This window comes from Streptomyces viridosporus (assembly GCF_002078235.1).
GTDB lineage: Bacteria > Actinomycetota > Actinomycetes > Streptomycetales > Streptomycetaceae > Streptomyces > Streptomyces viridosporus.
This window is the reverse complement of record NZ_MSGP01000004.1, coordinates 1-20,226: the sequence shown is the minus strand read 5'-3', so window position 1 is coordinate 20,226 and position 20,226 is coordinate 1. Positions and strand designations below refer to the sequence as shown.

General features: G+C 69.3%; 17 protein-coding genes and 3 pseudogenes. 3 read left to right on the top strand and 17 right to left on the bottom strand.

All coding sequences use genetic code 11. From position 1 onward, the window contains the following. Nucleotides 1-19 precede the first annotated feature (19 nt). The 4 genes and pseudogenes from B7L92_RS00295 to B7L92_RS00275 all read right to left on the bottom strand — a co-directional run bounded on the left by B7L92_RS00295 (nucleotide 20) and on the right by B7L92_RS00275 (nucleotide 5,169). Complete coding sequence (locus B7L92_RS00295; protein WP_107501327.1) at nucleotides 20-2,155, bottom strand: hydantoinase/oxoprolinase family protein; 2,136 nt, start codon at nucleotides 2,153-2,155, stop codon at nucleotides 20-22. A gap of 181 nt (nucleotides 2,156-2,336) precedes the next feature. Continuing rightward, nucleotides 2,337-3,077 (bottom strand): IclR family transcriptional regulator, encoded by a 741-nt coding sequence (locus B7L92_RS00290; RefSeq protein WP_081235498.1) that lies wholly within the window; start codon nucleotides 3,075-3,077, stop codon nucleotides 2,337-2,339. A 941-nt stretch (nucleotides 3,078-4,018) separates the two neighbouring features. Beyond that, nucleotides 4,019-4,693: pseudogene (locus B7L92_RS00280) on the bottom strand (IS5 family transposase); the annotation flags it as partial. A gap of 293 nt (nucleotides 4,694-4,986) precedes the next feature. Beyond that, on the bottom strand, nucleotides 4,987-5,169 hold the full coding sequence (locus B7L92_RS00275) for a hypothetical protein (protein ID WP_081235497.1): 183 nt from the start codon (nucleotides 5,167-5,169) through the stop codon (nucleotides 4,987-4,989). Between the two features lie 498 nt (nucleotides 5,170-5,667). Between B7L92_RS00275 and B7L92_RS00270 the strand changes: the two genes are divergently transcribed. After that, complete coding sequence (locus B7L92_RS00270; RefSeq protein ID WP_081235496.1) at nucleotides 5,668-5,859, top strand: hypothetical protein; 192 nt, start codon at nucleotides 5,668-5,670, stop codon at nucleotides 5,857-5,859. A 34-nt stretch (nucleotides 5,860-5,893) separates the two neighbouring features. Here B7L92_RS00270 and B7L92_RS00265 read toward each other — a convergent pair whose 3' ends face one another. The 4 genes from B7L92_RS00265 to B7L92_RS00250 form a co-directional block, all read right to left on the bottom strand. After that, entirely contained in the window at nucleotides 5,894-6,415 is a 522-nt protein-coding gene (locus B7L92_RS00265) for a pyridoxamine 5'-phosphate oxidase family protein (RefSeq protein ID WP_081235495.1), read from the bottom strand. A gap of 502 nt (nucleotides 6,416-6,917) precedes the next feature. Beyond that, entirely contained in the window at nucleotides 6,918-8,537 is a 1,620-nt protein-coding gene (locus B7L92_RS00260; protein WP_081235494.1) for a site-specific integrase, read from the bottom strand. Next, nucleotides 8,534-8,863 (bottom strand): helix-turn-helix domain-containing protein, encoded by a 330-nt coding sequence (locus B7L92_RS00255; RefSeq protein ID WP_081235493.1) that lies wholly within the window; start codon nucleotides 8,861-8,863, stop codon nucleotides 8,534-8,536. The genes B7L92_RS00260 and B7L92_RS00255 overlap by 4 nt, the downstream gene beginning before the upstream one ends. Beyond that, nucleotides 8,860-9,939 carry a tyrosine-type recombinase/integrase gene (locus B7L92_RS00250; RefSeq protein ID WP_081235492.1) on the bottom strand — a complete coding sequence of 360 codons (1,080 nt, stop codon included), beginning with the start codon at nucleotides 9,937-9,939 and terminating at the stop codon, nucleotides 8,860-8,862. Before B7L92_RS00250 ends, B7L92_RS00255 begins: the two co-directional genes overlap by 4 nt. 254 nt (nucleotides 9,940-10,193) lie before the next feature. Between B7L92_RS00250 and B7L92_RS00245 the strand changes: the two genes are divergently transcribed. Then, nucleotides 10,194-10,382 carry a hypothetical protein gene (locus B7L92_RS00245; RefSeq protein ID WP_143626206.1) on the top strand — a complete coding sequence of 63 codons (189 nt, stop codon included), beginning with the start codon at nucleotides 10,194-10,196 and terminating at the stop codon, nucleotides 10,380-10,382. Between the two features lie 163 nt (nucleotides 10,383-10,545). Here the strand turns inward: B7L92_RS00245 and B7L92_RS00240 are convergent, their stop codons facing one another. The 6 genes and pseudogenes from B7L92_RS00240 to B7L92_RS39065 all read right to left on the bottom strand — a co-directional run. Then, complete coding sequence (locus B7L92_RS00240) at nucleotides 10,546-11,118, bottom strand: hypothetical protein (protein ID WP_081235490.1); 573 nt, start codon at nucleotides 11,116-11,118, stop codon at nucleotides 10,546-10,548. Next, entirely contained in the window at nucleotides 11,115-12,512 is a 1,398-nt protein-coding gene (locus tag B7L92_RS00235) for a hypothetical protein (protein WP_081235489.1), read from the bottom strand. The genes B7L92_RS00240 and B7L92_RS00235 overlap by 4 nt, the downstream gene beginning before the upstream one ends. Continuing rightward, nucleotides 12,509-13,315 (bottom strand): ABC transporter ATP-binding protein, encoded by an 807-nt coding sequence (locus B7L92_RS00230; protein ID WP_081235488.1) that lies wholly within the window; start codon nucleotides 13,313-13,315, stop codon nucleotides 12,509-12,511. The genes B7L92_RS00235 and B7L92_RS00230 overlap by 4 nt, the downstream gene beginning before the upstream one ends. A gap of 35 nt (nucleotides 13,316-13,350) precedes the next feature. Then, nucleotides 13,351-14,178, bottom strand: a complete 828-nt coding sequence (locus B7L92_RS00225; RefSeq protein ID WP_081235487.1) for a zf-HC2 domain-containing protein — start codon at nucleotides 14,176-14,178, stop codon at nucleotides 13,351-13,353. Further along, complete coding sequence (locus tag B7L92_RS00220) at nucleotides 14,175-14,723, bottom strand: RNA polymerase sigma factor (RefSeq protein WP_255310682.1); 549 nt, start codon at nucleotides 14,721-14,723, stop codon at nucleotides 14,175-14,177. Before B7L92_RS00220 ends, B7L92_RS00225 begins: the two co-directional genes overlap by 4 nt. Before the next feature lie 111 nt (nucleotides 14,724-14,834). Next, a pseudogene (locus B7L92_RS39065) lies at nucleotides 14,835-16,068 on the bottom strand (helix-turn-helix domain-containing protein); the annotation flags it as partial. Here B7L92_RS39065 and tpg point away from each other — a divergent pair. Then, a pseudogene (gene tpg / locus B7L92_RS41765) lies at nucleotides 16,028-16,345 on the top strand (telomere-protecting terminal protein Tpg); the annotation flags it as partial. The pseudogenes B7L92_RS39065 and tpg sit on opposite strands and share 41 nt — an antisense overlap. A 500-nt stretch (nucleotides 16,346-16,845) precedes the next feature. On the opposite strand, the gene B7L92_RS00205 reads toward tpg, so the two are convergent. The 3 genes from B7L92_RS00205 to B7L92_RS00195 form a co-directional block, all read right to left on the bottom strand. After that, complete coding sequence (locus tag B7L92_RS00205; RefSeq protein WP_081235486.1) at nucleotides 16,846-17,472, bottom strand: GerMN domain-containing protein; 627 nt, start codon at nucleotides 17,470-17,472, stop codon at nucleotides 16,846-16,848. After that, nucleotides 17,469-18,881 carry a sensor histidine kinase gene (locus B7L92_RS00200; protein ID WP_255310681.1) on the bottom strand — a complete coding sequence of 471 codons (1,413 nt, stop codon included), beginning with the start codon at nucleotides 18,879-18,881 and terminating at the stop codon, nucleotides 17,469-17,471. Before B7L92_RS00200 ends, B7L92_RS00205 begins: the two co-directional genes overlap by 4 nt. A 215-nt stretch (nucleotides 18,882-19,096) precedes the next feature. Continuing rightward, entirely contained in the window at nucleotides 19,097-19,783 is a 687-nt protein-coding gene (locus B7L92_RS00195) for a response regulator (protein WP_081235485.1), read from the bottom strand. Nucleotides 19,784-20,226 lie beyond the last annotated feature (443 nt).

Sequence of the window (20,226 nt, the reverse complement as noted above, 5' to 3'; positions counted from 1 at the left end):
TTGATTCCCTTCAAACCGGTCAGTTCGCCGGCTCGATGACGTAGTGGCCCTGCGAGTCCACCGTCATGGCGTAGCCCTCGATGAGGACGACGGTGGTGGTGGGCTGCTCGATGATCGCGGGGCCGAGGATGCGGTTGTCACGGCGCAGGGCAAGGCCGTCGTAGACGTCGGTCTGGATGAGTGAGCCGGAGAAGATCGCCTCACGGGTGCCCTTGCGCGCGGCCGAGGGGTCCTCGCCCACGGAGGCGTGGTCGGCGAGGGCGGGCTTGGCGGTGCGACCCAACGAGGTGAGGCGCACGTTGATGAGCTCGGTGGCCTCCCCGGGCATGGCGTAACCGTTGAGGGCCTCGTGCTTCGCCTCGAAGTCGCTGACCAGCTGCTTGATCGATTCCGGGGTGAGTTCGCCGTTGAAGGTCACGGGGACCTCGATCTCGGTGAACTGGCCGATGTAACGCACGTCAGCGCTGAAGAACAGGTCGATCGCGTCGTCCTCCACGTTCTCCGAGCGGAGCGTCTCGACGGCTTCGTCCCGCATCTCCCGGTACAGCTCGCTGACCCGGTCCAGATCCAAGGAGTCCATGTCCGAGACGAAGGTGCGCGCGTACAGGTGCTTGAGGTCGGTCAGGAGGGTGCCGACGGCGCAGAACACCGACGACTCGCGGGGGACGACGATGCGGTTGATACCGAGTTCCTGCGCGATCGGCACGGCGTGGATCGGGCCGGCGCCGCCGGCGACCACCATGGTGAATTCACGAGGGTCGACACCGCGCTTGACCGAGACGGCGCTGACGGCCTCGGCCATGGTCGCGTTCACCACGCGGTAGATGCCTTCGACCGCTTCGGTGACCGAGAGCCCCAGCGGCTTCGCGACCTTCTCCTCGACGGCCGTGCGGGCCGCTTCGACGTCCAGGGTGAAGGCACCGTCCCCGAACATGTCCGGGTTCAGGTAGCCCATGAGGAGATCGGCATCGGTGGTCGTGGGGTTCTCGCCACCGCGGCCGTAGCAGGCAGGCCCCGGGTTGGCGGTGGCGCTCTGCGGACCGACCCGGAGGATGCCGCCGGAATCCACCCACACCAGCGAACCGCCACCCGCACCCACGGTGTGAATGTCCAGCATGGGCAGGGCGACTCGATATCCGCCGATCTCGCTGTCGCTGGTGAGCAACGACTCGCCGTCGCGCACCAGCGCGACGTCGAAACTGGTGCCTCCCATGTCGACGGTGATGACGTCCTCGGAGCCGTGCCGACGGGCGTACTGCAGGGCCGCCCCCGGCCCGGCCGCCGGGCCGGACATGAGGGCATTGACTGCCGAATCACTGGCGATCTCGGGCGACATCACACCGCCGTTGGACTGCACGATGAGCAGGGTTCCGCCGAAGCCGCGGTCTGCCAGCTGCTGCTTGATGTTCGCCAGGTAGTTCCGCAGCTTGGGTCCGACGAAGGCGTTCAACACCGTGGTGCTGTGTCGCTCGTAGGCGCGGATCTGGGGCACGACATCGCTGGATATCGTGATGAAGACGCCGGGGAGTTCCTCGCGCAGGATTTCTGCGGTGCGTTGTTCGTGAGCGGGATCCAGGAAGGACCACAGGTAGGAGACCGCGACCGCCTCGACGCCCTGCTCGCGGAACTGGCGCGCTGCCGCACGCACGTCCTCCTCGTGCAGCGCCACGACCTCGTTGCCGGATACATCGATACGCTCGCGGACCGTGGCGATGAGATTCCGGGGGACAAGCGGAGCCGGTGGCGCGTACTTGGAGTCGTTCTGGCGCTCCCGGATGCCGCGGCGCATGTTCAGCAGGTCACGGAAGCCGTGCGTCGTGACGAAGCCGGTCCTCGCCCCCTGACGGGTCAGGACGGCGTTGGTCGCAATCGTCGTGCCGTGCACGATCGTGGACACCCCGCCGAGGAAGTCTTCCAACGACTCACCGAAGCTGTCGGCTGCTTTGGTCAATCCGTTCAGCAAGCCAACGGACGGATCGTGCGGAGTGGTCGGGGACTTGTAAATACGAGACTCACCGTTCCCTTCAACCACGAAGAGATCGGTAAAAGTACCTCCGATGTCAATTCCGATCCGTCGACTCGCCTTGTTGTTTGCGTTCGCCATCAAGAGGACTCCATTGCGTTGAACCGGCGCGCTGGAGGACGTGGAGCGCATCAGTGCAATTGCAGCTCACGTGAATAGCGCAGCCAGTGCGAACCGAATCTGGGATTCACCAGAAGGAGGCGGTGTTTCCGCGACCGTAACCTGCTCCACATTCGTCGACAACGCGTTGTTCGGCTCAGCCGAACAGGCGCCGAAGCGCCACCTCGGGAGTCGGGCGATCCGATGGATCGAGTCACGGTGCGTGCTCGGAGAGCCGTCGAGCTGCCTCGAGCACGGCGCGGGCGTACGCATCTCCATGGGTGGGCAACCGGTACTCGAGGAAGCTCATGCTCAGTGCCCACGACACGTCGCCGTGTCGATTGCTGATCGGTGCGGCGACACAGCACATGCCCTCGACGGCTTCCTCGACGTCCAGGGCGTACCCGCGCTCACGAACCGAGGACAGCTCCGTCTCCAGCGTCGAGAGCGTGGTGATGGAACGAGCCGTGAGAGACCTCAGCTCGCCTTCGCCATAGACGGTTCGGAGCTCACGGGGGGAGAGGTAGGCCAACAGCACCTTGCCGGCCGCTGTGCAGTGCGCCGGGAGTCGTTCGCCCACCCGGGTCGCGTTGACTCGGACCCCGGTGTGCGGTGCGATCTTCTCCAGGTAGACGACCTCGCCGCGGTAGCGGGCCGCCAGCTGAACCGTCTCGTGGTGGGTGTCGACCAGGTCGCGCATCTCTGACCAAGCCGGACCGGAGATCTCTGAGGTCATCCGCGCGCGGAGTCCCAGCTGGAAGGAGCGCCATCCGAGCCGGTAGCGGCCGCGCCCCGTGCGGCGCAGGAGACCGAGAGCGGCCATGCTCTGCATGTAATCCCAGACCGTCGTCTTGGGGAGGTCGAGTGCGCGGCACACGTCGCTGACCGTCCACTCGGGAGCATCGGAGGAGAACAGGTCCAGTATCCGCACGGCCCGTTCGAGACCGTCGATCACGCCGCAGCCTTAACTCGCATGATTGACAGAATACCTACTCTTCAAAGTTGAGCAGTGCGGAGATGTCCGCGGGCTCGGCGGGTGATGACGCAACGTGTTCGTAGGCGCTGGTGGTCGGCATTGCGGAAGTCGAACACGTTGCGAGCGACGAGCTTGGTCACGCGGTTGATGCCCTCGCTCTTGGCATTGCTGTGGCGGTGTCGATGGATGCGGCGATCTCGGGCCACCAGCGATCGACCGGCCTTGTCCCAAGACCGGGTAGTTAACGATCTCCATGTCACTGCAAGGGAGTTGGTGACCAAGTTGTGGGGGTGCAGAGGCCGGGGCCGATCTCGTGGATGAGTCCGCTCTCGGCCCATCTGGAGAGTTGCCTGTACATGGTGTCCAGGGTGACGTCGCCGAAGTGAGCCGCGATGTCGCAGGGTCTCCACAGGCGGGTGGGGTCTCTTCGAGCAGGGCCAGGATTCGGTGTCTGCGGCGCCCGGCGGGGGCGGCATGCCGGTCGTCCCGGGAGGCGGTGGGCAGCGCGGGCTGCGGTTCTGAAGGTTCGAGGACACTGACGTCGAGGCTGGTGACGGTGCGGCTGTGCTCGGGTCTGCCATCATCGTGTCGTTCGTCGTACCGGGAGGCCGGTGATTTGACCTTGCGGGTGCTCACGCGGGGGCGACGGGACGGCAGGAGTGCGGCCAGGACGCGGCGTCCGATGGTGCCGACTGGGTCGGTGGCGTCCACGATGACGCCGGCGGCCTGATGACCTGGTCACGGGCGGTCTGGAGGGCGATGGTGAAGCCGCAGCGGTCCGGGTCGGTGCCTGGGCGGGACTCGGCGGCATCGACCATCGCCGTGCGCAGGAGTTGGTAGAGCGCCAGCAGCGACCACATCTCCTGCTCGATGCCGACACGATCGCCCGAGCGCAGCACCCGCCCGTCCATGATCGTGTGCCAGCGCCTTTTGACGACCTGAAAGCCGCGGGTCTTCGGGTTCCTATTGACGACTTCGACGTCGATTCCAAGGCGGGCGCCGTGCTCGACGACGGCGTTCTTGAAGCCGGTGTCGACCCAGCTTTTCGCGATGGTCGGGTAGGTCTCTTTCGCCTGGTCGAGGAGGCGGATTCCCAGGGCGTTCTCCGAGAGGCCGGCGGCGGTGACGGTCACGGCGAGGGTGAGGCCGATCGTGTCGGTGAGGATGCCGCGCTTCCGGCCGACGATCTTCTTCGCGGCGTCCGTTCCCTGGCGGGTCACGGGCACGTTGGTGGAAGTCTTCACGCTCTGGGTGTCGATCACGGAGGCGGTCGGCTCGGGCTTGCGCCCTTCCTTCACGCGGGCCAGTCCGGTCAGGTCGTCATTGAGCCGGGCGAAGATTCCCTCGTCGCGCCAGGCCGCGTAGTAGGCATAGACAGTGGCGTGGTTCGGGAAGTCATGCGGGGGGTATTTCCAGGGGATTCCCGTGCGGTTTATATAGAGGATCGCGCTAAAAACGTCCCGTAATTCGACTTTGGCTGTCTGCCCGGTTGGCCTGCGGTCGAGCCGGGCCTTTCTCCAGGCCGCCGGGGTCGGCTCGATCAGGGCCCATCGGGCGTCGGACAGGTCGCTGGGGTACGGCTTGCGCTCGCTCACGACGTAGCGTGATCATGGGTGAGGCGGAGTGCTCGGTTCCGCTGTTCATTGGGCGATTCCGCGGCAACTTCACACCGGACGGACTTCCCGGTGTAGAAGCGAACGAGACGGATGACCGAGCATTCACCGTGAAGAGCGTCATTCGCTGCCTATGGGATGAAGGCCCTCAAAGCAGGTCAGGGACGAGAGCCGCATATAGGTCTTGACCTGCATAAACGCCCTCTTAAACCACTTCTCGTCGCCGGGTTGGTCTGAGGTGGGCTCCACATACATGCCCTCGCTCCAGTAAGGGGTCACTGAACCCCCTGGCCGGGGTTGTCCTTGAGTGCGGTGCTCAGCAACAGGCCCAGCGTGGTGGTCCCGCCAAATGCGACGCCAGCGTTCCGGATGGCATCCGTAACGGCGTGCTTGTCGAGCGCGGCGAGGATCACGGCGACGGCCGCAGCAAGGAGACCCACCAAGACGACTACCAGCACGCGGTAACGAGTAACTGTCATGGGCAACACTCTTGCGCCCGACCTCGGTCCCAATCCAGCTTTGGCCGGTCCACAGAAGAGGTAGGAAAAAAGTGGACAGTCTCTGAACTGGGCAAACATGATGCCCATTGGGTCCCGGCTCCGCGGTGCGGTCGGAGCGGGGAACGCCGCAACGCACGACCGACACCTGTTCGGGTGCCACAGCGGCGGCCACCCGGCACGGGCCAGTCGCTGTCCAGCCGCCGTCATGGATGCACGCGCGCGAGCAGACCGCACCCATAGACCGTGGCGGAGGGGGAGCACCTGCTGCCGCGCGGTGGCCGAGCTATTGGCCGACTCTCTGCATGAGCGCTACTTGTCACTTCGCCGTAGTTTCGGGAGAACAGGGCCTTGAGTCCCGTAAGTTCACGCAAACTGAAGGGTTCTCGGTGGGAACTCAAGGGTCCGTCGTCGTGCTCTGCGGAGTTGCTTCCGTGGGTTCGGGGCCAACTCGCGACCTTGCCGTTCCTGGTCCCCTGGACCGGCAAGACGCCGAGCGGCCCCCTGCTCGAACGCAGCGAAGCGGAGTTGAGAGCTTGGGGGCGGGGCAGCCTCGGGTCGCTGCTGTACCGGCGGGCGCTGGGCGAGGCCGTCGCCACGGCGCTGGCGGTACGCGACGGCGCGCCGTCGACCGGCCCCGCACCCACGTAAGCGCAGGTGCAGGCCCTCGTCGACGGGCCCGGCGTCACGTGCCGGTGAGCTTGTCGAGGTCGGGGGCGTAGACGGTCATCCAGTGCGGGTTCAGCCGGTAGTAGACGACCTCGCGGTTCCAGTCGAAGGCGTCGTCGTCGCCGTAGAAGTCCTTCAAGTAGGCGAGGAGTTCCTGCCAGTCAGCCGTGGTCTCGGCGTCCTCGGGGTTCAGCTCCTCCACCGTGCCGTGGGTGAACACGCCGAGGTCCTCGCCGCGCATGTGCGCGACGCTGGCGGCCGGACGGGCCGCGAGATGACGGGCCTTGGCGGCGTTGCGCGCCGTGCCGAAGTGCCACCGGCCGTGCAGGAAGTGCCCGTCGGCGCCGCTGATCCGCGGTTCGCCCTTTGCGGTCACCGTGGAGAGGGCGAGCGTGCACATGCCGGTGAGGACCCCGGTGAGCTGCGCCGCCGTGATGGTGCGGCCCTCGACGATCGAGCGGAGGTGTGCGGTCGAGCCGGAGAGGGAGGAGTCGAGGAGGGACTGGAGCTTGTTGAGTTCTTCTGGGGTTTCGCGCATACGTCCATCGTCGGCCGTAAACCCGACACCCTCTGTCGTCATTGATGAAGCAGCGGTGAGGTTGCTCCGCGCGGGTTGCGCTCGGTGCTGCGTGGATGGCAACAGGTGGGGGACGAACGCCGGGACATGTTCATGTATTCGCGGTTGATTGACGAGCTGTGATGCCGTTGGTCCTGCTGTCAGGCCGCACGACGCGGTGTTCCCTTGAACTGATTGAGCAGCCATGATGTGCCGCCGTGACGGATTTCGTGGTTCCTCTCGCCATCGCAGTGATCGGGTTAGGGGCAACCGGCTTGGGAGCGGTTGTTGGGGCGCGGGCAGCTAAGTTCGGCGCGGAAAAGAACGCCGAAGCCGTCCGGCGGCAAGTACAGGACCAAGGTGCCGTCGAGCACGGTCACTGGATGCGCCAAGAACGCCTCAACACCTACGAGAGCTTTCTTGAAGCCTGGGATGAGTGCCTGCGCCTCTCCCAAGGATCTGCTGACGCCGACTCCAAGTCGCGTCAATCCGGGCCAAGTTCTTTTCCTGAGGGCGATGCCGAGTGCTCGGCTGCCTGTTCCAGTAGTGCCCGTGCGGAGTCCGCGTAGCGCATCGCGGTCTTCTCGTCGAGCCCGAACACCTCGGCCAGGTGAAGCGGATCAGGCCCGTGGGTCAGGGCCTCTTCGAGCTGCCGGTCGACGCGGAGCCGCTCCAGCGTCGCGTCCTGGCTGCGCATCGAGGAGCTGATCCAGCGGTTGCTGGCGCGGCTGGTCTTGGTGGCGGTCTGGTTGTTGATCAGCAGATGGAGGTTCGCGGTGCTCGGCCACCGGTTTCGCCGGTGCTCCAGCCAGTCCAGCAGCAGTTTCAGGGTGAGGTCGTCGAGCGGGCGGACGCGTCCGGCGATGGTCAGCCGTCGGTTGCCGAGGTCGACGTCGTCGAGCATGAGCATGCCGATCTGGGCGACCCGGGCGGCGTGCACCGCGGCGAGGGCGAGGATGAGTCGTGTTGCCGGGGTGGTGGCCGCCGCGACGGACCGGCCGACCTGGGCGGGGACCAGCGGCTGGAGCACGCCGTACTCGTACTGGCCGACCTTGATCCGGCTGGTCGGGTTGCGGAAAAGCAGTCCATTCCGCTTGGCCCAGGAGAACAGCGAGCGCAGGGCCACGAGTTGGTCACGCCGGTGGTGGCCGTGCAGTGTCTTAATGTAGGTCCGGACGTCGTCGCGGGTCACTTCCCGCAGGTGGTCATAGCGGTCCGACCATTCCAGCAGGGCCGGCCGGACACGGTTGAGGTAGAGCCAGACCGTGCCTTCCCGTCGCGGGAGGCTGCGGGGGCCACCGTCACGCAGGACGCGGGTCCAGCGCTCGGCCTCCGAGCGGATGCCGGGTGCGAGACCCTGCAGACGCTCGGCGAGCCAGCCCTCGAAGGAGGGTTCGCTGTCGTCCTCGAAGATCCCCATCTCCTCCAGGACCGTGACGACGTGGCCGACCGGGAGGTCGCGGGACCGGAGCGGGGTGAAGATCTCGCTGTGCCGGATGGCGTCGCCCTCGACGTACCCGGTGAGGACAAGGGCCAGGCCGCGGTTGACGGCGAAGCGGATGTTGCGTCCCCAGCCCCGTGCCTCGGCGAACCGGTGAGCGAGGTACTTCGCCCAGGTCAGCCAGGGGCTGGTCAAGTCGACGCCGGAGGGGTCGAGGAGGCCGTAGTCGCGCGGGACCTGTCCGAACAGCGGCAGCTGTCTCCAGTCGGCATTCGGCCGCCAGGCCGGCGCGGGCGGCGGCTTGCGAGGGGCGCCCCGCCGTCCGCCGCGCCGCCGAGGGGCGGGTGCCGATCCGTTGCGGTGGTGCATGCCCATGAAGAACAGTTGATGGTGCCGGACCGCGTTGAGGCGCGCCCTCACATCGGCCTCCGCGGCCAGCTGGTCGACAGCGGCCTGGGCCCCCAACCGGGCCTGGCACCAGCACAGACGACAGAAATCCCACTTCAGCGGCTGGACACGGCGGCAGCCGGTGCAGACGGCCGTCGCGTGGCTGCGGCCGAACATGTAGCAGGTCGGACAGAGCCGTCCGCTGAAGTCGCCCCAGGCCAGGCAGCCGTCGCAGGAGTCGGTGGGCTTGTAGTAGGCCTTCGGATACCGGCTCATGCAGGCGGCAGCGACCGGCCGTCGCGACGCTTGGGCACCACCGCCGGAACCGGTGCGGCGGCACCGACAGCGGTCCGGCTGATGTTCTCCTCGCCGGGGCGGGTAACCTTCTGCGGTTCCGGGACCAACAGGTCGCCGATCTCGCAGCCCAGCACGACGCAGATGACGTCCAGGTCGTCCAGCTTGAGGGAGACCGGCTGGCCGGACCACAGCCCGGACATCTTTCCGGCCGAGATCACCAAGCCGTGCTCGGCCAGGCTCCGCTGAAGCTCGGACGCCTTCCAGATACCCTTGTTCGCGGCGGTCAGCCGCAGGTTCCACCTCATCGGGCCAGCCCTTCCAGCCGCTTCGCGGCCCGTTCCATCCCGGCGACCCAGGCGTCCTCGACCCGGGTCTGCTGCACGTGGATATACCGCATCGTGATGGCAATCCAGGAATGTCCCAAAACCTCCTGGATCGCGAGCAAGTCCAGCCCATTCCCATAGAGCTGGGACGCGCAGAAATGCCGCAGGACGTGCGGCGTCAACCTGTCTGTCCAGCCCGGCAGATGAGCCTCGACGGCGTTGTCGAGACCGTTGCGCAGGGCGTCGTCGCCGACCCGGCGTGCGGAACCGTCGGTGTTCTTCCGCTCACTCGGGAACAGCGGGGCACCAGGCCGTGTGTGATCGTCGTCGAACTGACCCCACACGTCCTCGATGAACCACCGCAGCGTCCGGTCGGCACCGTTGATCAGCGGCACCATCCGCTCACGCGGCCCCGAGCCGCGGGTGCCCTTGCCGTGGCGGACGTGGAGCTTGCCGAAGCGGCCCAGGTCCCACTTGATGTCGTCCAGGTCGAGGCCGCATGCCTCGCTCACCCGCAGGCCGACCTGGGACATCAGCTTCGAGGCGGTGTAGTTCCGGGCGGTCGGGGCGAACTTCCTGCAGGTCGCCAGCTCGCCACCCCAGCCCGTGAACAGCGCCCCGACCTCCGGCTCGCTCGGCGGGATCCGCAACTGTGCATCCTTGGCCCCGCGCGGCCGGTTCATCTCGTCGATCGGGCACTCGACCACCCGGCCGGTCATCCGGTGGATCTCGACCTTGTGCCGCAGCTCCAGGAACATGAAGTACGTACTCAGCGCCTGTGACCGGCCCAGCCGGGTGCCGCTGGGCGAGTGCCGCAGTACCTTCCCGAAGTACGCATCCGCGTCGGCGGGCTCCATGTCCCACAACGGTCGGCCGAACCAGGACCTGATCTGATCCAGGTGACCGACGTCCCCGCGAATGGTGCCGTCCGCCAGCCCTGCCGAGGCCCGCGCGAGAACGAATCCTGACAGCACGTCGGTCTCGAACCGCTCCAGTTCCTCCGCCGACGCGGGCGCCCAGTGATCACCCAGGTCCCGTACGACTGCCAGCGCCGCCAACCCGAGCCTCCTCGCCTTCGGTCCGACTACAGGTCGGTCGGACGAGATGAGAACGCTTCAGAAATCCCGAAGTTACGTCACAGGCCACCAGAGCACACGAAGGAGGAAGAACCCCCCGGCCACGGGCCCAGGGAGTCAGCAGAGCTCAGGGGAACTCACGGGATGTCGCACAGTACGGGCGGGCGCCTCAACCGTTCGAGCTGGCGGTCCGCTTCGAGGTGAAGACCGACCGGGAGAGACAGGGCTTCTTGGACATGGCCGTCTTTGGAGACACGGGACGGGCCAGCCTCTGGATCTACCCGGACGAGGAAGACGCGGCGCGGGCCGCGGTCGCGGTGCAGAAGAAGGACACCGAACTTTTCGTGTGCCTGGGCATCGGCGTGGAGGAGGACATGCCGTGCCGCACTCTGCACCGGCTTGCCCGGCCACCGCGCGCGTCGTAACCCGTACGCGACGGTGTTCGTTGGGCGCGGCGTCGCGTGCATGAACATCCGAACCCCCGCGGGTACGCGAACGAGCCCCGGACCTGCTGCGGTCCGGGGCCGTGACTGAGCGCTTCAGTTGGCGAGTTTCGCCAACTGAAGCGCTCAGCGCGGGGCGCGTCCGTTACCGTCTCGGTCCTGCTGCGGCGTACAGCACGGTGCCGGTCGCCAGCAGGGCCCACGCGGTCGCGGTGGAGGCCGTCGTAGCGGGGGAAATGATCATCCAGCCGCTCACCTCTCCCGCGATGCCGGGCGGAGCCGGGACGAGGAGGGTGAACGCGACCCAGCCGACCGGTAGGGTCCATGCGAACTGGGCCCCGCAGAGCACCGCCCCGAGCGCGGCCAGGCCGACCAAGCCAGCGCTGTCGCGGACGACGAGCGCGGCCGGGGCGAGCTTGGCTCCAGCTGCCTGGACCGCCAGCAGAGCCGCCCCGGCGACCGCGCCGGCCAGCAGCACGTGCGCCGCCCGCCGGGGCATCCACCAGATCGCGGCCGTCCGATCCAGCGCGACGTCCCGCCCACCGAGCCCGACGGAAGCGGCCGCCACGTTCGCGGTGAGGATCAGGACCGCGATCCCCAGGTTCACCGGGCCGGCGCCGTCCTGGTTGAAGGCCCACGCCGCCAGCGCGACGAGCGCGACCGCTGCGGCCGAGGTGGGCACCTGTCGTGAACGGGCGTACAGGATCAGCCACCTCATTGCGACGCCTTCCCCGCCAACACCGAAAGCTCGTCGTGGGCCGTGCAGGAGAGAGCGGCGGCGTGCACCTCGGCGATCCGCGAGCGCTGCTCGGCCGGTGACAACGCCATCAGCCGTTGCCAGGCGACGTCGGCGTCCGCCCATTCACGCTGCGAGTACGCGTAGGGGTCCGGCTTCTGCAGCGGTTTGAGCTGGTGATCGCCTAGTGCCCAGCTCGCGGCGATGCTCTGTACGGGAATGTCGACCTGCCCCCCGCCCTCCCAAGGGGTGCGCGGTGCGCAGTTCGGTGCCAGGCCCTGGGCGACCAGGAGCCGGGTCAGTTCCGCCCCTGTCGCATGGGCGATCAGCGGGTCGCCGAAGTCGACCAGCACCGCGTCGCCGGAGAGTCGGCGTTCGTCGCCGAGCGCGCGCAGCCCGGTTTCCTCCCGCACCGAGTTCGGCGCCTTGTTGCCCAGGGCGTCGTGCAGCACGCGCAGCGCGTCCTTGCCGCGCGGCGCGAGTTCAGGCAGGTGTGAGCGGTTCGCCTGCGTCACGCACACCGGTCCGTCGCAGACCAGGGTGGCGGCGGCCTTGTCGATGACGTAGGTGTCGCGCGGAGTGGCCGGGAGGATCAGCAGGGCCAGGGCTGCGCCGGCCAGGGCGGGGGCCACCGCGAGCAGTCGGGCCCGGAGGGTCGCGGCCGACAGCAGTGCGAAACCGGTGGCGAGCAGGCCGAGCAGCCAGAGTGTCTGGCCGAGGTGGACGGAGCCGGACAGGGTCAGCAGCATCTCCCGCGGCTCCGCAGTCGCCGGGAACAGTAGGGCGAGCCGGTTCGGCGCGACGCTCGACGGCAGCGCCTCCTCATTGCTCTGCTGCAGGGAGAGGGCCGTCAGCAAGAGGAACACCGTCAGGGCCGGCGGGGTGAGTGCAGAGGGCACGGCCCGCGCGACACCCATGCCGAACACGGCCCCTGCGACGAGGGACAGCGCCGCCACCAGCGAGATCGGTAGCCAGCCGAGACTCGTGTAGGCGGTGGCGCCGAGGGCCACCTGGACTCCGCCTACGAGGACCAGGAGGCCGAAGCCGGACGTCAGCACGAGTGCCGTTGCGCCGGCCGGCAGCGCCGCACGGCGCCAGGCCGGCAACGGCGTGGTCGTCAGCAGTTCGGCCATCCGCGAGCGGGAGTCGCGTAGCCCGTGCACCGCGCCCAGACCCACCACGAGCGGCCACCAGAAGCTCAGCAGGTACCGGGTCCACAGGGCCATGGAGGTCCACTGAGCCGTCCATCCCGCGTCACCCTGCCACCAGAGCCCGTCGATCAGCAGGAGGACCGCCAGGCTGCCCGCCAGGACGACGATGCCGGGCCACGGGGCGATGGAGCGCTTCAGCTCGGTGCGCAGGACTCGCGCGTTCACCAGGTGCCTCCCGGCTGCTCGGAGTCCTGGAGCAGTGCTGAGTAGCCGCGCTCCAGAGGGCTGCCGCCCGGGTATTCGGGGCCGCCCGCCGCGGCCAGGTCGTCCGGCGTGCCCTGGAAGACGAGGCGGCCGTCGGCGAAGAGCACCACGTCGGAGCAGGCGGCCGCGACGTCCTCGACCAGATGGGTGGAGACGACCACACACGTGTCGCGGCCCAGTTCCTGCAACAGCTCGCGGAAGCGCAACCGCTGCGCCGGGTCCAGGCCGACTGTCGGCTCGTCCAGCAGCAGCACCGCGGGATCGTTGACGATGGCCTGAGCGATGCCAGCCCGCCTCACCATGCCGCCGGACAGGGTCTTCATCCGCTGGTCGGCGCGGTCCGCCAGGCCCACCCGTTCCACGGCCCGCTGGACGGCTGCGGGGACGGCCGCCTTCGGAACCTCCTTCAACCAGGCCATGTACTCAACGAACTCACGCACCGTGAAGCGCTTGTAGTAGCCGAAATCCTGCGGCAGGTAGCCGATCCGGCGGCGCAGGGCCCGGTGGTCAGCCATCGGGCCCACGCAGGTGCCGAGCATCTCCAGTTCGCCGTCAGTGGGGCGCAGCACGGTGGCCAGCGTCCGGATCAGGGTGGTTTTTCCTGCTCCATTGGGTCCCAGGAGGCCGTGGGTGCCGATGCCCATGCAGAGGTCGAGTCCGTCAACGGCCATCTTCTTGCGTCCGACGCGTACCCTCAGGCCGCTGGCCCGGATCTCCCAGGCATAGGTTTTCGGCGCGGTGTCGGCCGCGTTTGTGGTGGGCATCGTGCGGGGGTCCCTTTCGAAGGTCGACGATGGTTTCACAGCGTTGAGTACGCGTTTCTGCGGGTGATCACGGCGCCAATGCCGAGCGCGAGGAGCAGCCCCCATACGGGCAGTTGGTCGGGCCGGAAAACAACTCGCAGGGCAAGGGGGACGTGGCCGGTGATCCACGTGGGTGCAACGACGACGACGCCCCACGCGACCGCCAGCCCGGTGGCGGCGCGAGTCACGCCGACCACGCTGCCCAGCGCCAGGGCGGTGGAGGTGAAGGCCAGGGAGGGCAACAGCCACTGCGCGGCCGTCGTGGTTCCGGTCAGCCAGCCCCCCACCAGGAGCCCGGGCAGGACCACCACGAGAACCGCCGTGGTGCGCCTGAGGAGCAGGGGCAGGCCGGCTCGGGCGGTCGAGGCCGTCATTTCGTGCGCCGGGTCCAGGCCGCGCGACCACGATGCGGCGACACCACACAGCGGCAGCACGGGTGCGATCGCCGACACGGGAGAGATGTCGCCGAAGAACGCAGGCGGGGCGAGCGAGTCCAGCAGCAGCGCCATCAGGGCAACGACGCCGGTCATGGCCAGCCACGGGGCCATGGCCGGCGTCAGCCAGGCCGACAGCCACCTCGGGCGGCGTCGCCGCGAGGGTGTCCTGACGGCTGCGTCCAACTGCGGTTCCAGACCGGCCTGGACGGTGTCGAGGAGCGTGGCGATGCCGGGCACCTCGGTGGCCACGGAGGCCGCCAGACGACTCCGGCACATCGCGCACGTCTCCAGATGGGCCTCCAACGCCCATACCGTGTCCACGGCCATCTCCGTATCACCACGTGCGTAGTCGTCGAGCAGCCGCATCGACACGTGTTCCCCGCTCATCTCAGCGCCTCCCGCATTGCGATCCGGGCCCGGCGGGCGCGGGTCTTGACCGTGCCTTCGGGCAGTCTGAGCAGGACGGCGGTCTCCCGCACGGAGAACCCGTCCAGCACCATGGCCTGCAGGACCTCTCGAAGTTCCGGCGCCAGCTGCCGAAGGGCGTCACCGACGTCCCCGCCGACGGTCCCGGCCAGTGCCTCGTCCTCCGCCGCGGGCACCACCGCCCGCTCGGCGGCGGCAACGGGCGGCTCGGCATGGTGGGCACGGCGCCGGAACGCGTCGACGAGGCGGCGCGCCGCGATCGTCCACAACCATCCGACGGCCGTCCCGCCGACCGTACTCCCGGCGAACGCACCGGCCGCGCGCCACACCGCCAGATAGGTCTCCTGCATGACCTCGGCGACGATCTGCTCGTCCGCGCAGCGGCGGCGCAAACGCACAGCCAGCCACGGCGACGTGCGCCGGTACAATTCGTCGAACGCCCCGCGGTCACCTCTAGCCACCAGCCGGACGAGGCGCTCCTCGTCCAGCTCGTCCAGTGTTCTCACGCGTGATCTCACACCAGCCAGACGCCCGATGATGCGCACAGGTTCTACGCCTTACGTGATCTGCGTCACAGTGTCACGCGCGGAGGGTTACGACCCCCGTGAAAGCCGATCGCCGGTTGCGAGGCGCAGGGTGCACTCCGCGTCGGTCATCGGCCGTGCCCAGTCGTACGCCTCCTCGAAGAGCTTCTCCGCCGGGGCCGCGCACGTGGAACCGGGGTAGGTCCTTGAGGACGGGGTGTCCGTCGGGTGCCTCGCACGGCGCGCAGTCCACCGGGTCCTTCCCGAGGGAGCCGGGGTTGTGCTCGGAGTGCCGCTTGCCGTCGGCGTCGGGCTCGGAGGCCCGCGTCGGCGGGTGCAGCGCGGTCATCAGTTCCAGGCCGGTCACGGCGGTGGAGCCACGCGGGGTCATCACGCGGGAGGCGTACACGCCCAGGACCCGGGCGAGTTCGGCCGGCGGGAGCTGTGCGGCCGCGCCCCAGTGCCGAGAGTCGAGCGCGTGCCAGGAGGGGATGCACAGCTGGACGCAGGCCCGCTCCGAGCCGGTGGCGGGGCGGTAGATGCGCGCCCACGGCCCGAGGCCGCGCTTGGTCAGCTTCCAGTCGGCGCGCGCGAGCTGCTTGATGACCTTGTGGTTCTCCGGGATCCGTCCGGCGAGGCGCTCCTCCTCGGTGAGGGTGGTGGGAAGGCCGTAGCGCTTCAGGGCGGCCTCGGTGAGCACGAGCAGCGGGTCGGCGTCCTTGCCGGGGCCGGACAGCCTCGGCTGCCCGAGTTTCGCCTCCTTCAGCGTCCACTCCACCAGGGCCGGGAGCGACTTGGCGGGCACGTCCAGGACCAGGCCGCCGGTGCAGTACGCCAGCACCTGCCCATCCGTGTCGACGTCGACGACCGCCAGCGGCCCGTTCTCGAACCGCGGGTCGGCGCCGCCCGCCGGGGTGCCGGCCGGGGCCGCCTGCTTCGCACCCGGGCGGCGCGACGTCGACGACGGCCTGGCGGTGCGCGCCGGACGGGACGCGACCGCCGGAGCAGCGGCGGCAGGAGCGGGGGCAGAGGCCTGGGTGTTCTCGGATGCAGACGTGTCCGTGGCCTCGGACGTCTGGCTCGTGGACGGGGTCTGCGCTTGCGCCGGGGCGGGTGCGGCAGTGGACGTGGCTGGCGCCGCAGTGTCAGGAGCGGGCGCAGCCGGGGCGGTGAGGTAGAGCTCCGCGAGCTTGTCCAGCATCCGGGCGTAGACGTCGCGCTCGGGCGGGCGGGGCTCGGTCTTGCCGGACTCCCAGCCGGACACAGTGGCACGGCGCACCCTCAGGATGGTGGCCACTTCGTCGATCGTCAGGCCGTGCGCGCAGATGCGCTACCTCGTGAAGCAGCTCAAAGGCACCCGCGCGGTGGCTGACGGGCTCGGCGTCTCGCAGCGCACGATGGAGCGGTACGTGAAGGACCAGATCCGTCGGCCCCGTGCCGACCTTGCCCGGCGCCTTGCGGACGCGGTGCGCGAACGGTGGCAGCCCCGCGTCCGCGAACGTGCTCGCCGTCAGGCCGCCATGAGCACGGGCCTGGTCGTCGACACCCGGGCTCGGTTCGGTTTCACTGCCGCGTCCGGTACTACCGACGACGCCCGCATCCGCGGCCGCCCGCAGCGCCTCCGGGGGCCGCCCCGACCTCCCCGGCCCGAAGGCCACCGCGGCCGCGCCCGATCCGGCGGCCTCGCGCACGACGTCGACGGCGGCGGTCGCGTGCGGATCGACGCCCACGGCCAGCACCACCTGCCCCCGGGGCGGCCCCGCCTCCAGCGGGTCCAGCACGGTGACTCCCTCAACCACGACCCCCAGGCCGCGGGGAGCCATGTACGGTTCCAGCGCACCGGCCCCCATGACCGACAGCAGGCCTTCCGGCGTCGGTCCCGCCGCGGTGCCGTCCCCCTGCCCGGCCGTCTCGTTCAGCGCCATCCGGCCCCCACTTCGGTGCGTCACGTGACGGTGAGTGTAGAAGGCCTCACAGGAACGAGTGAGGCATATGCCCGGAAGCGGTCGGCCGGCCTGCCACCGCGCGGTCAGGCGGGGGCTGTGGCCGGAAGGCCGGTTCCGGTCCTGGGCGGGGGCCGTCCTGGGCGGGGGCCGTCCGGTGGTCAGCCGGAGGGCCCCCACGGGGTCGGTGCTTCCGGCTGCTCCTGCGGAGGGGACACGACGGGGCACGCGTGGTCCGACTGCGTCATCGCCCATCCGTCCCCGAACACATGGAGGCTGCTGGGCGCGGCGGAACGGCGCGCGGTGTCGCCGTCGGCTTCCGCGTCGGCGCGGGGGACGGCAGTGGGGACCGGCGAAGCCGCGTGGTTCACCGTGCACGTCAGCTGGAGCATGGCCCGACGGCTCAGCGGAGCCGTCTCACCGGGGAGTTTGACGAAGAGGATGCCGCCGTCGATCGCCATCCGCGGCGCGTCCGTCAGGCGGGGCAGCTCCGTGGTGGCCATCGCGGCCTCGTTCGCGGTCGGCCCCTCGAACAGCAGGCGTACGACGGCCTCGAGGTCCCCGGCGTCGTCGATCCGGCGGGGGTAGGGCGTCAACTCCCCGTCGCGCAGGAAGAAGAGGGGGATGGTGGCGGGCGTCGAGGGTGGTGTCGCACTGGGGGAGAACATGCCGCTCGCCGGCGCACCGGTCTCGATGACACCGGACGGGGGGACTCCGCACGCCGTGAGCGCGACCGCGGCCACGGCCGTGAGCCCGGACAGCAGCGCTGCCGTCCGCGAGCCCCTCACCGGGTGCCCCCGTCGGCCTCGGTGTCGGTGTCGTCGCGGTACAGCGGGAGTTCGACCGTGAACACCGCGCCGCCCCGGGGCAGGTTCGCCGCCCGGATGCGCCCCCCGTGCAGGCGCACGTTCTCCGCCGTGATGGCCAGACCCAGCCCGCTGCTCTCGCTCCTGGCCCGTGAGGTGCTCGCCTTGTAGAACCGCTCGAAGATGTGCGGCATGGCCTCTTCGGCGATCCCCGGTCCGTTGTCGGTCACCTCGATGACGGCCCACGCCATGCCCGCCCCGTCCACTCGTACCCCCATGGTCAGCCGCACGGGCGGCGCTCCGTGCCGCAGCGCGTTGCCGATCAGATTGGCCGTCACCACGTCGAGTCTGCGCGGATCGACGCGCGCGCGGAGCTCACCCGGTCCGGGCAGCCGGGTCTCCACCTGCTCCTGCCGCCACCGGGAGGCGACGGTGCGCCGTACGGACTCGGCCAGGTCGATCTCGTCCCGGTTGAGTTCGGCCGCCCCCGCGTCGAAACGGGAGATCTCCATCAGGTCGTTCACCAATCCGCTCAGCCGGTTCGTTCCCTCGCTGATGAGCCGCAGCGCCTCACCGGTCTCCCCTTCTCCCTCCAGGTCCAGCACGTCGGTGACCGCCGACATCGCCGCCAGCGGCGTGCGCAGCTCGTGGGAGACGTCCGCCACGAAGCGGCGCCCCTGGGCCTCCAGGCGGCGCAGCTCCCGTACGGTCCGCTCCAGTTCGGCCGCCGTCTCGTTGAAGGACTGGGAGAGATCGGCCAGTTCGTCGGAGCCGGTGACGTCCAGCCGGACGTCGAGATGCCCCGCGGCCATCCGGCGCGTCGCCCGGCGCAGCGCCCGTACGGGACGCAGTACGCCGCTCGCGGCGAGCAGCGCCAGGACGACGGCGAGGCACAGGGCCACCAGGGTGGCCCGCTCGATGCCGTGGACCATGGCCTCGATGTACCCCTCTTCGGTGGTCTGCGGGACCTCCAGGTACATCACGAGCCCGGAGAGCCTGGTCTCCAGGCCCTCGCCCCAGGTGTACGTGACGGGCATGCCGACGACGAGACGAGGACGCCCGTCGACGTTCATCCGCTGGAACACCGCGACACGTCGGTCCCGGACGGACCGGAGCATTTCGGGGCTCAGCTCGACGAAACCGGCGCTCGGCGCATAGGCGCGGTGGCCACCGTACGTGGCCATGATCCGCCAGCCCGACGAACGGTTCGCGTACAGCACCTGGTCCACCGCGGACTGGAGGTCCGCCTGGTTCGGGGCAATGGGGATGGAGGGCGCGACGGCGTCGACGCTCGTACGGAACCGGTTGATGACGGAGTCCTGGCTCTGCTGGAGCACCCCCGTGCGCGCCTCGCGGAAGGCGAGGGCCCCGGTGCCCAGGGAGCTGGCCATGGCCACCAGGACGAAGGACGTCAGCAGGCGGGGGCGCAGACCGCGCAGGGGGAGCGGGATGCGTGCCAGGGCCGCCCGGAGGAACCGCCGGGGGCCGGCACCCGGTACGGCGGCGGGGGGCTCTTCAGCCGTGGGGACCTCGGGTGCGGTTCTCCGCTCCCCGGCGGTCTTCCGCGTCCGTACGGTCCTCCGTGTCCGCGCGGACGTCCGGTCGCTCACGAGGTGCCGAAGCGGTAACCGAATCCGCGTACGGTCTGCACGTAACGGGGATTCCTGCCCTCGCCGAGCTTGTTGCGCAGTCGCTTCACACAGGCGTCCACGAGCCGTATGTCGCCGTGGTAGCTGTGTTCCCAGACCGCTTCCAGCAGCTGCTGGCGACTGAACACCTGGCCGGGCGAGGCCGACAGGGTCAGCAGCAACCGCAGTTCGGAGGGGGCGAGGGTGACGGGTTCGCCGCGGTGCGTCACCACGAGCCCGGCGCGGTCGACGACCAGCTCGCCGTGCGTCTCCGCCCGGGGACGGGTGCCGTCCGGCAGCGACGCGTCCTGTCTGCGCAGTACGGCCCGTATCCGTGCGTCGAGCACCCGGGCCTGCACGGGCTTCACCACGTAGTCGTCCGCACCGGTCTCCAGTCCCACGACCACGTCGACGTCGTCCCCCCGGGCCGTCACCATGATGATCGGCACCTGGTCGCGGTCCCTGATCCGGCGGCACACGTCCAGGCCGGACATGCCGGGCAGCATGAGATCGAGCACGACGACGTCCGGCCGGAAGGGGAGGAGCTGCTCCAGCCCTTCCTCCCCCGTTTCCACGGCGAAGACCTCATGCCCCTGGTGCCGCAGACCCAGTTGGACGGCCCTGCGGACATCTAGGTCGTCTTCGACGATCAGGACCCGTGGCATTTCGGCAGTGTAAGCAGACCGGACGAGATGACCGTCCCGAGGAAGGCCCCTCTCCGACCGCCGTTACACAACGATCACATGGGCCGGGGAACACGGGGCGTCGTTATCTTTCCGTGACGGCACCGGCTCATGGGGATCATCTGGGATCACCAGATTGAGCTGCCATGCATTCGGCACGACAGCGGCAATCCGCACCCGCCACCGGCAGCACCACGGCCAGTCACCGCGCCGGTCGCCGACGCCGGTCCGCCCATCGCCGGGAACGGCCGCGCCGCCGGGGCCAGAGCCTGCTGACCAGCCTGCTGGTGACCGCCGGCCTGCTGGGTTCGGCGGCGTACCTCCTGGGAGGCGGGCGGAGCGACGCGTCGAGCGGTGCGCCGCACCCGCGGAGCACGCACGTCACCCCCACTCCCACACCGTCCCCCTGTCTCTTATACACACTC